General features: G+C 64.0%; 15 protein-coding genes. 10 read left to right on the top strand and 5 right to left on the bottom strand.

Annotated features, from left to right (window positions below; genetic code table 11):
* Nucleotides 1-64: 64 nt before the first annotated feature.
* A complete protein-coding gene (locus V1279_RS19655) occupies nucleotides 65-1,078 on the bottom strand; it encodes a zinc-binding alcohol dehydrogenase family protein (RefSeq protein WP_334439041.1) in 1,014 nt (337 codons plus the stop codon).
* 119 nt (nucleotides 1,079-1,197) lie between these two features.
* Here V1279_RS19655 and V1279_RS19650 point away from each other — a divergent pair, with 119 nt between their 5' ends.
* The 4 genes from V1279_RS19650 (at nucleotide 1,198) to V1279_RS19635 (ending at nucleotide 5,208) form a co-directional block, all read left to right on the top strand.
* On the top strand, nucleotides 1,198-1,575 hold the full coding sequence (locus V1279_RS19650) for a winged helix-turn-helix transcriptional regulator (protein WP_334439040.1): 378 nt from the start codon (nucleotides 1,198-1,200) through the stop codon (nucleotides 1,573-1,575).
* A gap of 194 nt (nucleotides 1,576-1,769) precedes the next feature.
* Entirely contained in the window at nucleotides 1,770-3,164 is a 1,395-nt protein-coding gene (locus V1279_RS19645) for a DegQ family serine endoprotease (RefSeq protein ID WP_334439038.1), read from the top strand.
* Nucleotides 3,161-4,495 (top strand): replication-associated recombination protein A, encoded by a 1,335-nt coding sequence (locus tag V1279_RS19640; RefSeq protein ID WP_334439036.1) that lies wholly within the window; start codon nucleotides 3,161-3,163, stop codon nucleotides 4,493-4,495. Before V1279_RS19645 ends, V1279_RS19640 begins: the two co-directional genes overlap by 4 nt.
* Before the next feature lie 47 nt (nucleotides 4,496-4,542).
* Nucleotides 4,543-5,208, top strand: a complete 666-nt coding sequence (locus V1279_RS19635) for a tetratricopeptide repeat protein (protein WP_334439035.1) — start codon at nucleotides 4,543-4,545, stop codon at nucleotides 5,206-5,208.
* Between the two features lie 6 nt (nucleotides 5,209-5,214).
* Here the strand turns inward: V1279_RS19635 and V1279_RS19630 are convergent, their stop codons facing one another.
* Nucleotides 5,215-6,153: an alpha/beta hydrolase gene (locus V1279_RS19630; RefSeq protein WP_334439034.1), complete on the bottom strand. Its 939-nt coding sequence runs from the start codon at nucleotides 6,151-6,153 to the stop codon at nucleotides 5,215-5,217.
* Between the two features lie 132 nt (nucleotides 6,154-6,285).
* Between V1279_RS19630 and V1279_RS19625 the strand changes: the two genes are divergently transcribed.
* The 6 genes from V1279_RS19625 (at nucleotide 6,286) to blaOXA (ending at nucleotide 12,574) form a co-directional block, all read left to right on the top strand.
* The gene (locus V1279_RS19625; protein ID WP_334439033.1) at nucleotides 6,286-7,482 is read left to right on the top strand and encodes an RluA family pseudouridine synthase; all 1,197 of its coding nucleotides are present in this window, start codon (nucleotides 6,286-6,288) and stop codon (nucleotides 7,480-7,482) included.
* 97 nt (nucleotides 7,483-7,579) lie between these two features.
* A complete protein-coding gene (locus tag V1279_RS19620; protein ID WP_334439031.1) occupies nucleotides 7,580-8,806 on the top strand; it encodes an amidohydrolase family protein in 1,227 nt (408 codons plus the stop codon).
* A 146-nt stretch (nucleotides 8,807-8,952) separates the two neighbouring features.
* On the top strand, nucleotides 8,953-9,726 hold the full coding sequence (locus V1279_RS19615) for an ATP12 family chaperone protein (RefSeq protein ID WP_334439029.1): 774 nt from the start codon (nucleotides 8,953-8,955) through the stop codon (nucleotides 9,724-9,726).
* 71 nt (nucleotides 9,727-9,797) lie between these two features.
* Nucleotides 9,798-11,375, top strand: coding sequence for a flagellar hook-length control protein FliK (locus V1279_RS19610; RefSeq protein WP_334439027.1), 1,578 nt, complete (start codon nucleotides 9,798-9,800; stop codon nucleotides 11,373-11,375).
* Complete coding sequence (locus tag V1279_RS19605) at nucleotides 11,372-11,638, top strand: EscU/YscU/HrcU family type III secretion system export apparatus switch protein (protein WP_334439026.1); 267 nt, start codon at nucleotides 11,372-11,374, stop codon at nucleotides 11,636-11,638. Before V1279_RS19610 ends, V1279_RS19605 begins: the two co-directional genes overlap by 4 nt.
* 117 nt (nucleotides 11,639-11,755) lie before the next feature.
* Nucleotides 11,756-12,574 carry a class D beta-lactamase gene (gene blaOXA, locus V1279_RS19600; protein ID WP_334439025.1) on the top strand — a complete coding sequence of 273 codons (819 nt, stop codon included), beginning with the start codon at nucleotides 11,756-11,758 and terminating at the stop codon, nucleotides 12,572-12,574.
* A 102-nt stretch (nucleotides 12,575-12,676) separates the two neighbouring features.
* Here blaOXA and V1279_RS19595 read toward each other — a convergent pair whose 3' ends face one another.
* The 3 genes from V1279_RS19595 to V1279_RS19585 form a co-directional block, all read right to left on the bottom strand.
* On the bottom strand, nucleotides 12,677-13,180 hold the full coding sequence (locus tag V1279_RS19595; protein WP_334439024.1) for a hypothetical protein: 504 nt from the start codon (nucleotides 13,178-13,180) through the stop codon (nucleotides 12,677-12,679).
* 86 nt (nucleotides 13,181-13,266) lie between these two features.
* Nucleotides 13,267-14,262, bottom strand: a complete 996-nt coding sequence (locus V1279_RS19590) for a dienelactone hydrolase family protein (RefSeq protein ID WP_334439022.1) — start codon at nucleotides 14,260-14,262, stop codon at nucleotides 13,267-13,269.
* 72 nt (nucleotides 14,263-14,334) lie between these two features.
* Entirely contained in the window at nucleotides 14,335-14,742 is a 408-nt protein-coding gene (locus tag V1279_RS19585) for a DUF4260 domain-containing protein (protein WP_334439020.1), read from the bottom strand.
* Nucleotides 14,743-14,752 lie beyond the last annotated feature (10 nt).

Here is a 14,752-nt window from a genome sequence, read left to right as displayed (position 1 = left end):
CGTCCCGGATCGATGGAACATGGTCCCTTGAATCGATCTCCCGATCAACCCCGTTGTGGGGTTGCTACCAGCCCTCCAGCACGATCTTGCCGCGCGACTTGCCGCTTTCCAACAGCGCATGGGCGCGCTTCAGATTCGCCGCGTTGATGGTGCCGAAAGTTTGGTCGAGCGTGGTGCGCAGTACGCCCTTGTCAATCAGATCTGCCACATCGTTGAGCAGGTGGTGCTGGGCGATCATGTCAGCCGTCTGAAACGACGATCGCGTGAACATCGATTCCCAGTGGATCGAGACCGCCTTGCCCTTGAAGGCAGAGACGGTGAATTCCGGGGGATCGTCGATCAGCCCGAACTTGCCTTGCGGCGCGATGAAATCCGCGATCGCCTTGTAGTGCTGGTCGGTGAAGGTGAGGCTTGCGACCAGCGCGACCGGCGGCACCTTCAGCTTCTCGATCTGCTCCTTCATCGGTTTGGAATGATCGATCACGGCATGCGCCCCGAGGTCGAGGCACCATTTTTGCGACTCCGGGCGTGTGGCGGTAGCGACCACCGTCAGCCCGGTGAGGCGGCGCGCGAGCTGGATCAGGATCGAGCCGACCCCGCCGGCGCCGCCGGTGATCAAGAGCGTGCGCGGATCGATGCTCTTGCCCGGCACGGCGCCGAGCCGGTCGTACAGCAATTCCCAGGCGGTAATCGAGGTCAGCGGCAGCGCGGCGGCCTGCGCTGATGACAGCGACTTTGGCTTGCGGCCGACGATCCGCTCGTCGACCAGATGAAATTCCGCGTTTGTGCCCTGGCGCAGGATCGAGCCGGCGTAGAACACTTCGTCGCCGGCCTTGAACAGGGTCACGTCGGGGCCGACGGCATCGACGATGCCGGCCGCGTCATAGCCCAGGATTTTGGTCTCGCCCTCGGGCGGGGCGGCGCGCTTGCGGACCTTGTAGTCGACCGGGTTGGCCGAGATCGCCTTGACGGCGACTCTGACGTCGCGGCCCTTCGGTTCCGGCTTGGCGGTCTCGAAATCGATCAGCGAATCCGCGTCCTCGATGGGGAGCGATTTTCTGTAGCCGACGGCCTTCATGCTCGTGTCTCCTGCCTCGTTTGGAAAGATGGCTGGCTAACTGTCGCGCTGGCATCCAATTGGCAAGTACTGTAAATGTGGGGAACTAGTCCCTGTTTGGATACTATTGGGAAAGCTCCATGAAAAGGCGGAATTTTGCCCATCGGCCCGGCTGCGCGGTTGAAGCGACGCTCGATCTGATCGACGGCAAGTGGAAAGGCGTCATCCTGTTCCACCTGCAGGCTGGCACCCAGCGATTCGGGGAGTTGCGGCGGCGGATGCCCGGGATTACCCAGCGCATGCTGACCAAGCAGCTTCGCGCGCTCGAGGACGACAAGCTCGTGATCCGCAAGGTCTATGCCGAGGTGCCGCCGCGGGTCGAATACACGCTGTCGGAGATCGGCGAGAGCCTGCGGCCGGTGATCGATACGCTGCGGGCGTGGGGCGAGGGCCATCAGGAACGGCTATCCTGTGGGCCGGCGCCAGACGCCGTCAAAACGCCCGATCGCGCGGCCTAGAGCCCTTTCCGTTCCGATGGAATCGGAACGGGGCTCTAGATTCTTGTTTTGACGCGTTTTCTTGAACGCGAACCGGTCCCCACTTCGCTGGAAAACGCTCTAGCTGCCGGTATTGTGTCCACTTTATCTTCTCTCGTTGCCGCCTCGCATCTACTCGCATCTATATGTGTGGCGCTGAATTCCAGGATTTTCGCATGAATTTGATCCGCTTCTTCGCCCCGCTGCTGGCCTCTGTGGTCGTTGCAACGCCTGCGCTGGCGCAGGACCGCCGCGTGCCGTCCTCGGGCGCCGAACTGCGGCTGTCCTACGCGCCGATCGTGCAGCGCGCGCAGCCCGCGGTGGTGAACGTCTACGCCGGCAAGACCGTGCAAACCCGCAACCCGCTGCTGGACGATCCGATCTTTCGCCGCTTCTTCGGCGTACCCGGCCAGCAGCCGGAGCAGATGCAGCGTTCGCTCGGATCAGGCGTGATGGTCGATTCTTCCGGCCTCGTCGTCACCAATAACCACGTCATCGAGGGCGCCGATCAGGTCAAGATTTCGCTGGCCGACAAGCGCGAGTTCGAGGCCGAGATCGTGCTCAAGGACAGCCGCACCGATCTGGCCGTGCTGCGCGTGAAGGACGGAAAAGAAAAATTCGCAACGCTGGAATTCGCCAATTCCGATGAACTGCTGGTCGGCGACGTCGTGCTCGCGATCGGTAATCCCTTCGGCGTCGGCCAGACCGTGACCCATGGCATCGTCTCGGCGCTGGCCCGCACCAAGGTCGGCATCACCGACTACCAGTTCTTCATCCAGACCGACGCGGCGATCAATCCCGGCAATTCGGGTGGCGCGCTGGTCGACATGACCGGCAAGCTCGTCGGCATCAACACCGCGATCTTCTCGCGCTCCGGCGGCTCGCAGGGCATCGGCTTTGCCATCCCGGCCAACATGGTGCGCGTGGTGGTGGCGTCGGCCAAGAGCGGCGGCAAGGCCGTCAAGCGGCCGTGGCTCGGTGCCAAGCTGCAGGCGGTGACGCCCGAAATCGCCGAGACGCTCGGGCTGAAACTGCCGAACGGCGCCCTGGTCGCCAATGTCGCGCCGAACAGTCCGGCGGCGCGAGCCGGGCTGAAGCCGTCGGACCTGATCGTCGCGATTGAAGGGCAGACGATCGACGAGCCCAACGCGTTCGACTACCGCTTCGCCACGCGGCAGCTCGGCGGTGCGGCGCAGATCGACGTGCAGCGTGCCGGAAAGACCGTCAAGCTGACGGTGCCGCTGGAGACGGCACCCGACACCAACCGCGATGAAATCGTGCTCACCGCGCGCTCGCCGTTCCAGGGCGCCAAGGTCGCCAATATTTCGCCGGCGATTGCCGACGAGCTGCACCTGGATTCCCAGACCGAGGGCGTCGTGGTGATCGACCTCGCCAATGACGGCACCGCGGCCAGCGTCGGATTCCAGAAGGGCGACATCATCCTTGCGGTCAACAGCCAGAAGATCAGCAAAACCAGCGACCTCGACAAGGCTTCGAAAGTATCGTCGAGGCTCTGGCGCATCGTCGTGGTGCGTGGCGGCCAGCAGATCAACGTGACGCTCGGCGGATGAGCCCGAAGCGACCCCGCGAGGCCACCAATCTCTTTGCTGCGGCAGGGATGGAGCAGGACGCGCCGCATCCGCTTCCCGACCGGCTGCGCCCGCGCACGCTTTCCGACGTCGTCGGCCAGGATCACATCCTCGGGCCCGACGGCGCGCTGACGCGGATGCTGGACACGCGCACGCTGGGCTCGCTGGTGTTCTGGGGACCGCCCGGCACCGGCAAGACCACCGTGGCGCGGCTGTTGGCAGACGCCACTGAACTGCATTTCGAGCAGATTTCGGCGGTGTTTTCGGGCGTTGCCGACCTGAAAAAAGTGTTCGACGCTGCGCGCGCCCGGCGCGAAATGGGCAAGGGCACGCTGCTGTTCGTCGACGAGGTGCATCGTTTCAACCGCGCGCAGCAGGATTCGTTTCTGCCCGTGATGGAAGACGGCACGGTGGTGCTGGTCGGCGCCACCACGGAAAACCCGTCGTTCGAGCTCAACGCCGCGCTGCTGTCGCGGGCGCGGGTACTGGTGTTTCATTCGCTCGATGCCGCTGCGATCGAAAAACTGTTTGCGCATGCCGAAAAGGTCGAGGGCCGGAAATTGCCGCTCGATGCGGAGGCGCGCGCCGTGCTGGTGCGCATGGCCGATGGCGACGGCCGCGCCGCGCTGACGCTCGCCGAAGAGGTCTGGCGCGCCGCGCGCAAGGACGAAATCTTCAACGCCGCGCAATTGCAGGAGATCCTGCAGCGGCGTGCGCCGATCTATGACAAGTCCGCCGACGGCCATTACAATTTGATCTCGGCGCTGCATAAATCGGTGCGCGGCTCCGATCCCGATGCGGCGCTGTATTACCTCGCGCGCATGCTGGATGCCGGCGAGGACCCGCTGTTCCTGGCGCGGCGCGTGGTGCGCATGGCGATTGAGGACATCGGTCTCGCCGATCCGCAGGCGCTTGTGATCTGCAACGCCGCCAAGGATGCCTTCGATTTTCTTGGGTCTCCCGAGGGCGAACTCGCGATCGCGCAGGCGGTGATCTATCTCGCCACCGCGCCGAAATCGAACGCCGCCTACAAGGCGTTCGGGGCTGCGATGCGCACAGCGAAGGAGGGCGGTTCGCTGCTGCCGCCAAAGCATATTCTCAATTCGCCGACCAAGCTGATGAAGTCGGAAGGTTATGGTTCGGGTTACGAGTACGACCACGACGCGCCGGACGCCTTCTCTGGGCAGGACTACTTTCCGGAAGCGTTGGGGCGACAAACCTTCTACGATCCGCCGGATCGCGGGTTCGAGCGCGAGATCCGCAAGCGGCTGGATTACTGGGCGAAGTTGCGAAGGGAACGTGAACGCGAATGAACAGTTTCGGGGACTATCTTGCACTGACCATTCGGGCCGTCGCCGTTGTGGCGACGCTGGCGTCCACGCTTGCGGCTGCTGCCGAAACCGTCGAGGTGGTGCCGGGCGTTCAAGTGACGAAGCGGACGTATTCCGTGCCGACCAACGAGCAGCCATTTTTTGGATTTGCGGTCAAGAGTCCGGAGGAGAAAGCCGCTGATGAAAAATTTGTAGACGCCATCGTGGGAGCCACCGGCTCGCGTGAAAAGGCTTTCGATGAAACAACCATGCGTGGCTGGAGAGCGATAAATACCGGCAAGATAAAGGAAGCCGCGGTGCGATTTAATCAGGCGTTTCTCATTTTGCCTGAACAGAGCCGCGTCTATCATGGCTTCGCGGTGGTTGCGCAAGCTCGATTCAATGACCTGGATGCTGCGGACGAACTCTTCAGGATCGCGCTGGAGCGGCCCAACCCGGTAAAGGCCCTCAAGGCCGATTATGGTCGCTTCCTGCTGGTCGCCAAACGGCCGCGCGATGCGCAGTCCGTGCTGGAACAGGCGGTCAAGGATGCTCCCGATTTCGGCGACGCCTGGACCAATCTCGCCTGGGCGCGCTTTCACAATGGCGACCCGGCCGCGGCCTGCGCGGCGGCGGAGGAGGCTGCCAAGCGCCGTCCGTCCAACAATTCCATGGGCGATCTGACGGCGGTCAGAAACGTCGCCCAGTGCAAATAGCTTCGGCTATTTCCCTGTCTTCACGAAATCCAGGATCTGATCGGTCAGCCGGGTGTCGGCGGTGTTGATCGAATACACCTCCGACATGTGGCTGTGCTGCGGCAGCAGGAACGTGCGCGCGCATCCGGCGGCGCGTTTGCAGCTTGCATCTTTCGCGAGATCGAATTGCAGCACGAAGCCTTCCGGGTCCAGTTCGGCGGCGGCCAGCATCAGCGGGATATCCGTTGTTGCCAAACCGGACAGCGAGGATCGTTCGGCGTAGCGCGCGGGATCGGCGCCGAAATAGGCGCGCTGGGTATCGGCGAGCGGTGTCGCGGTCAGGTCGTAAATGCCCGAGAGCATGATCGCGCCGGCCAGGCCGCCACCCTTCACCTTGTGGAATTCGGGATGCGAGACATAGTTTGCGACGTGAACCGCGCCGGCGGAATGTCCCATCAGGTAGATGCGCGCGGGATTGCCGCCACGCTCGCCGATCTTGTCGGTGATCCACTTCACCGCGGTGGCGATATCCTCGGCGCCCGCCGGCCAGGGTGCGAGTGGCGCCAGCCGATAGGCGACGTTGACGCCGATGAAGCCGTTCCTTGCCGCCCACAGCATGATGTTGTCGTAGAACGGGCTGGTCGGTGTTGTCCGCTTGTTGCCGCCGACGAAGGCGCCGCCGTGGACAAAGATCAGCACCGGCCGGGCCGATGTCACATTATCCGGTGCGAAGATATCGAGCAGGTTGCGATCGGCGGGGCCGTATTTAACGTCCCGGTCGACCTTGATGCCCTGATACGGCTCTTTTTCCTGCAGCGGCGCGTAGAGCTCCACCGTCTTGGGTGGGTCGATGACGCGGCCGAGTTCCAGGAGCTTCCAGGCCAGATCCTCCGGCATCTGCTGTGCCCACGCCGTGCTCGCGACCATTGCCGCCAGAACGGTCAAAGCCGACCTTGATAGTTTCATCCGGAATGCCCCACGTTTCTTGGTTGTTTGGCCTAACATGGCCGATCCGGCGCCTGATTTGTACTGAATTCACCGTGACGATTCGCTGCTTTTGCGCTACCCAACCGCTTAACTTTCGGAGCCGCAGCCATCATGAGCCGACGCGTCAAGAGACCTCTCCGCCCCGCGGGCGATCGCCCGAAGGGCGCGCGTCCGTATCGGGGCTCGCAGGCCGAGCGGGCGCCGGCATATCGTCCGGGCGGCAAGCCACCGACGCGCTTTGCAGCTTCGCCGCCCCGTGCGCCAAAGCCCTTTGTCGCAGAGCCGGAGAAGGTCGCGCCCGAGCCGCCGCCGCTGCCGACCAAAGTCCAGACCGTCGTCGTCACCGCCGACGAAAACAACATGCGCGTCGATCGATTCCTCGAGGCGCGCTTTCCCGGCCTGTCGTTCTCCCACATCCAGCGCATCGTCCGGAAGGGCGAGCTGCGCGTCAACGGCAAGCGCGCCGACAGCAAGGACCGGCTGGAGGAAGGCCAGAGCGTGCGCATTCCGCCGCTCAAGCTCGATACGCCGAAGGGCGTGGGAAAGCTCTCGGAAGCTGCCACCAAGACGCTGCAGGCCATCAGGGACATGATCCTCTATGAGGACGCCGACGTCATGGTGCTGAACAAGCCGGCGGGGCTCGCGGTGCAGGGCGGCTCCGGCATCACGCGAAATGTCGACGACATGCTGGAGGTGATGCGCGACGCCAAGGGCCAGAAGCCGCGGCTGGTGCACCGGCTGGATAGGGAAACCTCGGGCTGTCTGCTGATCGCAAAAACCCGCTTTGCCGCGACCGCCCTGACCGGCTCGTTCCGCCACCGTTCCGCGCGAAAGATCTATTGGGCGCTGGTGGCCGGCGTGCCAAAGCCGAAGCAGGGCCGCATCTCGACCTACCTCGCCAAGGAAGAGAGCGAGGACGACAGCATCATGCGGGTTGCAAAACACGGCGACGAGGGCGCGAGCCACGCGGTGACCTACTATGCCGTGGTCGAGACCTCGGCGCAGAAGCTCGCCTGGGTATCGTTGAAGCCGGTCACCGGGCGAACCCATCAATTGCGCGCCCATATGGCGCATATCGACCACGCCATCGTCGGCGATCCCAAATATTTCAACAAGGAGAACTGGGATCTACCGGGCGGCCTGCAGAACCGCCTGCATCTGTTGGCGCGGCGGATCGCGATCCCGCACCCACGTGGCGGCGTGATCGACGTGAGCGCACCGCTGCCGCCGCACATGCTGCAGTCCTGGAATCTGCTCGGGCTGGAGCACGACCGGTTCGATCCGATCGAGAATGCGCCGGAGGAATAGCGCGGCCATCCAGTGCCGCCGGTTGCGCAACAACTGTCAAACCGGAAGCGCACGCATCGCGTATGGTTCGGCCGTGTTATCCAGTTGAGGGCTCCGCATGATTGGAAATCTGCTTCGCACCGCGCTTTTCCATTTCATTCTTGCGGCGACTGCCGGCATCGGCGCTGCGGCCAACGCGCAGACCCTCGCTCTCGTGGGCGGCAAGGTCTACGCGTCGCCTGACGCCGCGCCGCTCGACGATGCCGTCGTCGTCACGGCCGCCGGCGTCATCGCCGCGATCGGCAGCCGCAGCGACGTGCAAATTCCCTCCGATGCGCGGGTCATTGATTGCGCCGGAAAGACGGTGGTGGCCGGCTTCTGGAACAGCCACGTCCATTTCACGCAAGCGGTCTGGAAGAACACCGGCTCTGCTCCCGCCGCGCCGCTGCAAGAGCATATGCGGGAGATGCTGACGCGCTGGGGTTTTACGACGGTCTGGGATATTGGTTCGGACGGGAGAGATACCCTGGCATTGCGCCGCCGGGTCAACGCCGGCGAAGTAGCGGGCCCGGATATTCATTCCGTGGGCAGCATCTTCCCAAAGGACGGCCATCCCGCCTATCTCCCGCCTGAAATCAAGTTGCCCGAGGCTTCCGCGCCGGACGAGGCGGCGCAATTGGTGCGCACCTACATAGGCTTCGGCCTCGACGGCGTGAAGCTGTTCACCGGCTCCTTCAAGGGTTCCGGCAAGCCGGTCGTGAACATGGATCCGGCCATCGCCAAGGCTGCTGTCGACGTGGCACATGCCGCGGGCAAGCCGGTGTTCGCCCATCCGCAAAACATGGCGGGCGTGGAGGCCGTGATCGCGGCCGGCGTCGACATCATGGCTCACACGGTACCCGGCGAATCGGTCTATTCGCCCGAGCAGCTCGCGCGGTTCAAGCAGCAGGGCATTGCCCTGGTTCCGACGCTGTCGCTGTTCGCAAAGCTCCCGGTCGCGCCGGATATCGCTGCGCGTCTCGTTGCTACGACCGTCAATCAGGTCAAGGTGTTCTCCGACAATGGCGGTCCGGTTCTGTTCGGCACCGATGTCGGCTTCACCACGATCTATGACACTACCCTCGAATACGAGCTGATGCATCGCGTGCTGTCCGCGCGCCAGATCCTGGCGTCGCTGACGACCAACCCCGCACAGTATTTCAAGGCCGCGAAGAAGGGGCGGGTCGAGAAGGGGTTCGACGCCGACCTTGCGGTGCTGGACGGCGATCCGGTCGCCGACGTTCGCAACCTCGCCAAGGTCGCCTACACGATCCGCGCCGGCCAGGTGATCTATCAAAAACCCTGACGTCGGCGGAACCCGGCATCCGTGGTTGCCGCCAGAACCAGCATCGCAAGATGTCGCCGCAACTTCCTCATCGGCTTTATTTGCATCCACCATTATCGTATTGTCAGACCTGCATTTATCACCGCCCGCGGGAAGCCGAACACGAGATGCGTGAACTCTTTGATGAAGTCGCCGGACATTCTCCGCTCGATCCGGAGGAGGCGGTGCGCCGCGCCACGCGCACGCCCCGGCGCAAGCGGTTCTACAAGGAAGCCGGCATCGCCAAGGCGGATGACGGGTTTGCCGTCACGCTCGATGGCAAGCCGATCCGCACGCCTTCCGGCCGCCAGGTCGTGGCGCCAACGGGCGGGATCGCCGAGGCCATTGCGGCGGAATGGAATGCGCAGGTCGATACGATCAACCCGCTGACCATGCCGCTGACGCGCTTTGCCAACAGCGTCGCCGAGGTCACCGAGCGCGTCGATGCCGTGGCCGACGATGCCGCAAAATATCTCGGCACGGATTTGCTGTTCTATCGCGCCGGCCATCCCGAGGCGCTGGTCGCGCGCGAAGCCGCGCATTGGGACCCGGTCCTGTCCTGGGCCGCGAACGAACTCGGGGCCCATTTCATTCTGTCCGAGGGGATCGTGCATGTCGCCCAGCCGGCGCAGGCGATCAGCGCGGCCCGCGGCGTGTTTCCGGCCGACCCATGGTCGGTGGCCGCCTTGCATGTGGTGACAACGCTCACGGGCTCGGCGCTGCTGGCGCTGGCCCTGCTGCACGGCGTCCGCGACCCCGACCAGGTCTGGACTGCCGCCCATGTCGATGAGGACTGGAACGCCGAAAAATGGGGTGTGGACGAGGAGGTGGCGTCCCGCCGGGCCGCCCGGCTGGTCGATTTCCGGGCCGCGGTGACTATTTTGAGCGCCCTGAAGGCCTGAGCGCGCCCGTCGGTTAACGAGAGGTTTAGGACGATGGGCTTAGCCTGCAGGCTTGGCCGAGACCTCAAGACATGGCGATATCCATCAATCCCGTTCTCCCGGTGCTTGCCGCCCAAGAGGCTGGCGGCATAGCGGCCGAACTCGTGCTGCAGCCGGGCAGCGTGGTCAACGCGCAGGTCCTGAAAATTCTCTCCGCCGATCTGGTGCGGATTGCGATCGCCAGCCTCTCGATCGACGTGGCCACGGAGATTCCGTTGCAGCAGGGCCAATCCTTGCAACTCGCGGTATCGCAGACCAAGGACGGCATCCGCCTCGCGGTAGTCGGGCAGGGCGGCGATGCCGGGGCCGACGCCGTCACCCTTTCGCCCGGTGCGCTGGCCGATACCGCAGCCAACGACCGTCCGACCATCGTCGCCCCGAAGAACGTATTGACCCCGCTGGAGCGTGCGGCGGTCTCTGTGGCGGCGCAGGCCGCGGCCGCCGAGCAGGACAGCCTGGCGCCGCTGTTTGCCAATCTCGGCGCAGCGGCATCAACCAGCAACCTGCCGCCGAAGCTGCGAGAGGCAATTGCGCAGGTGCTGGCACAACAGACCAGCCTCGATCAAAGCCTCGACGGCGGCGATATCAAGACCGCATTCCAGAAGTCCGGCATCTTCCTTGAAGCGTCGCTGGCATCGGGGGCGGTGTCCTCGACCGGCGTTCCCGATCTCAAGGCCGCGCTGATCGTGCTGCGCCAGACGCTGCAGTCGGCGCTTGGCGCAAATGCGACGGGCGGAGCCACCGCTGCGCCAGCGGCTACCACGCTCAACGCTGCGGCGGCAACCCTTGCTCCGTCGCCGGAGTTCGACGTCCAGGAAATCCTGCTGCCGCAGGCGCGGTTGCTGGTCGCCAAGGATGTCGCCTTGCCAGCCGGCGCTGCTCGCAGCGCGCTTTCGGCCGCACTGAATGGCGGACCTTCGGCCGGCGCGACCCTGAACCTGCTGCAGGAAGCGCTGCAGGAACTCGGCAACCCCGCGCGAACAGCGGCCACGCCGAAAGCCGTTCATCCTGACGAGATGACCTTCCACACCAACACGCCGCCGCCGCCATTCCGTGGCGCGCTTCCGGCCGCACAGCCCATTGCCGCACCCACGATCGCCCCTGATGCGCCGCTCTCGACCACCGCGCACCATCTGCTCGATGACACCGATGCCGCCATTGCGCGGCAAACCCTGCTGCAGGTGGCCTCCCTGCCGGATCGCATCGACGCTTCCGCGCCGAAGCTCGACACCACGGCACCGCGCTGGAATTTCGAGATTCCCTTTGTAACGCCGCAGGGCACGGCGATGGCGCAGTTCGAGATTTCCCGCGATGGCGGCGAGCAGGAAGTCGAGGCCGCCAAGCGGGTGTGGCGGGCGCGATTTTCGCTCGACGTCGAGCCGGCCGGTCCGGTTCACGCGCTGATATCGCTTACCGGCGACAAGACCTCGGTGCGGATCTGGGCGGAACGGCCGGCGACGGCGGAGCAATTGCGCGCCGGCGCATCCGACCTGAGTCAGGCGCTGAGCCGGGCCGAATTGCAGCCCGGCGATATCGTGATCCGCGACGGCGCGCCGCCGCAGACTGCACCGGCCGCGCGCGCCGGCCATTTCCTGGACCGCGCGCTATGAGCGTCGAGACCAGAAACAAGCTTGCGGTCGCGCTGCACTACGACAAGACCGGCGCCCCGCGGGTCGTGGCGAAGGGCAAGGGCGTCATCGGCGCGAAGATCATCGAACTCGCCCGGGAACATGACATCCCGATCGAGGAGAACGAGGTGCTGGCGGGCGCCTTGTCCCATGTCGAAATCGGCGACGAAATTCCGCCGGATCTCTACAAGGCGGTCGCCGAAGTGCTGGTCTTCGTGCTGCGGCTGTCGGGCCGGATCCGCTGATCCCGGCGGTTTCGTGCGAAGAAACCCGTCAAACAAACAGCCCGCTTGTCATAGTTTTTCCACGATGCCATCCGCATCGTTTCGCAGAAAATCCCTCAACCAGGTTCGGATACTCTCGTGATCAATCGTCGTCATGCGCTCGGCCTTCTTGCCGCTACCACTCTCTTGCCCGCGCGCGGCCTTGCCAATGTCTCCTACCAGCGCAGCGAGTTTCGCGACGATCTGGCCAAGCGCTTCTTCGACCTCGGCACGACAGGCACCTTCGTCGGCTACAAGGTGGACGACTATCTCATCATCGCCAGCGACAAGGTGCGCTCAGGCGAGGGCAGGCTGCCGGCCTCGACCTTCAAGATTCCGAATTCGCTGATCGCGCTGGAGACCGGCGTGGTCGAGGACCCCGACAAGGACGTCTTCAAGTGGGACGGCGTGACGCGCAACATCGAGCCCTGGAACAAGGACCACACGCTGCGTTCGGCGATCGCGGCCTCCGCAGTGCCGGTCTATCAGGAAATCGCCCGGCGCATCGGGGCCGAGCGCATGCGGAAATATCTCGACCTGTTCGACTATGGCAACCGCGACATCGGCGGCGGCATCGACCAGTTCTGGCTGACCGGAAACCTGCGCATCGATCCTGTGCAGCAGATCGATTTCCTCGACCGGCTGCGCCGTGGCGTGCTGCCGGTGTCCAAGCGCAGCCAGGAACTGACGCGCGATATCCTCACCGTGACGAAGATCGGCGACGCCACCATCCGCGCCAAGAGCGGTCTTCTGGGCGCCGAGCAGGGCAAGCCGTCACTGGGATGGATGGTCGGCTGGGCCGAGAAGGGCAGCCAGCAGACCGTGTTCGCGATGAACATGGACTGCAAGGAGCAAAGCCACATCGCCGCCCGCATGACGGTGGTGCAGCAATGCCTTGCCGACATCGTCGCGATCTAGCGTAGCGTTTTCGAGCGAAGTGGATTCCGGTTCGCGTAAAGAAAACGCGTCAAAACAAGAATCCAGAGCTTCGGTTCTGATTCAATCAGAACCGATAATGTTCTAACGCCGGTTCAGCGCGAGCGAGACGGACGTGACGTTGGTGCCCTGAGGTTGGATGGACACCGTCTGGCGGCCGCCACGCGTCGTCAACGACAGGTTGGCCGAGAAGCTGTCGCCTCGTGCTGCAGCCTCGACGTGATCGCCGGCTGCCCGTCCGGAAAGTGTCCCGGATGCGTTGCGGCTTGCTTCGGTCCATGAACCCCTGATCGCGCCGCCACTGTATTCGACCTCGCTTGCGAGATCGAATTTATAGCTCTCGCTCGCGCATGTCAGATTGAGCCGAAGCTGCTCGCCGGCTCCGGCGACGTTATACGACGCGCGACAACGCAATTGCTCCCGTTGCCCGTCGCTGGTGCTGAGCACGCCGCCGCCTGACCATGTGCCGGCCATGGCGACGAAAGGCGAGACAGGTGCGGCAAGCGCCGCGCTGCCGGCCAGCGACAGCGATGCGAGCAGCAGCGCCGTCCGTGTGAGATTGGATCCAGACATCTTGATGACCTCCATTCGGTATGGCCATCAACGCCAGACTCGCAAACGGGTTCAACGGTTCCGCCGCCGCCCGACTTGTGCGGCCGGGTTCCACGGCGCCGTTATCCCAGCTTGAGCAGCGCTTGCAGGAATTCGCTCACCGCTTTGCGCGCCTCCTGAGCGGTCGCCGGATTGCCGCCGACATGCGGATTGAGCGCGATGCAGGCATCCTTGTAGGTAAAGGGCGCTTGCGTGTCGGCGTTCATCAACACGCCGCCGTCGCCCTCCTTGAGGCGGCAATTCCGCGCCGACTGGGCATTGGCCGATACGACGACCGTGTTCAGGCCGAGCAGGCCGGCATCGAAGCCATGTGCGGAATCCGGATATTCCGTCAGCACCGCATCGCGCCTGGCTTCCTGCAGGCGGGCGAGATAGGCCTTGCAGGTTGCGACCGGGTTATAGTCGTCAGGCGTGCCATGGAAGATCCGGATCGGACGCGCCACGGTCTCGGCGTCGGTGGCATAGGTGGTCGAGCAATCCGGATAGAACGGAATGTAGGCGGCGAACTGCGCGCCGGACTTGTTCCACAGCTTGTGGAAGCGTTCGAGGCTGGCGTAGAGCGCGGCCTGTCCGCCGCGGGAAAATCCCATCAGCACGATGCGTTCAGGATCGACGCGCGGATGTTTGGCAAGGATCTCCAGCGAGCGGTAGATATCGACGATGAAATTGAGCCGGCCGAGCAGGGCCTGATTGGGGCCGACCGTCGTCAGTCCACGGCCGCTGAAGCCGTCGATGACGAAGGTAGAAATCCCCATAGCATTGAAGTGGCGCACCCACGGATCCATGCCGGCGCCGACGCCGCTTGACCCGTGCATCAGCACCACGACCGGAAGCTTGCCGCTGCCTTGCGCAATGCGGAATTGGCCGGCGACGGTGACCTGTTTGCCGTTGGCGTCGCCGGTGAGGAATTGCTGGTCGGAAATCGTCAGCGACGGGATCGCGTAGATTTCGGTGCGTGCCGCGACGTCCTTCGGCATCGATTGCGCTGATGTTTCGATGCAGGTGATGAGAGTGCCAAAAATCGTAGCCGTCACGGCCACGCGCCAATCGCTCAGCATCGATCCCCCCAATTGATTATCGCTGTCCTACGGCAGCTTTGGGTGGGACTACATCAAGCGGTCAATCGGCTGTCAATTCGGAAGCTTCCCGATCCGGCCCAGATGGGTGAAGCCAAAACCACTGGCATATTTCAGGCCGTAGCCGAGCGCGCGGTCGAAGCCGATATGGGCCAGCCAGATCATGGCGATCGAGAGCACGAGCGGCGAGGCGGTGGCGAATCCGCCGGTCATGATCGCGACAGGCGCGAGATAGCTGTGCACGGTGTTGTAGACCAGGGCGCCGAAACGCGGTCCCGACAGGTAAGCCGCAAAGCTGAGATCGGGGACAAAGAACAGGATGGCATAGATCCACCAGTCGCCGTCCCAGATATAATAAAGCAGCGTCATACCGATAAAGAGCGCTAATCCCTCGAGCCGAAGCACCGTTCGCAGGCCCCCGGTAACGGCGCCTGACGTCTCGGCGCTTGCGGTATCGGTCATTCCATTCCCC

Origin of the sequence: Bradyrhizobium sp. AZCC 1610, assembly GCF_036924515.1 — a bacterium.
GTDB lineage: Bacteria > Pseudomonadota > Alphaproteobacteria > Rhizobiales > Xanthobacteraceae > Bradyrhizobium.
This window is presented reverse-complemented; position numbering and strand designations above follow the sequence as displayed.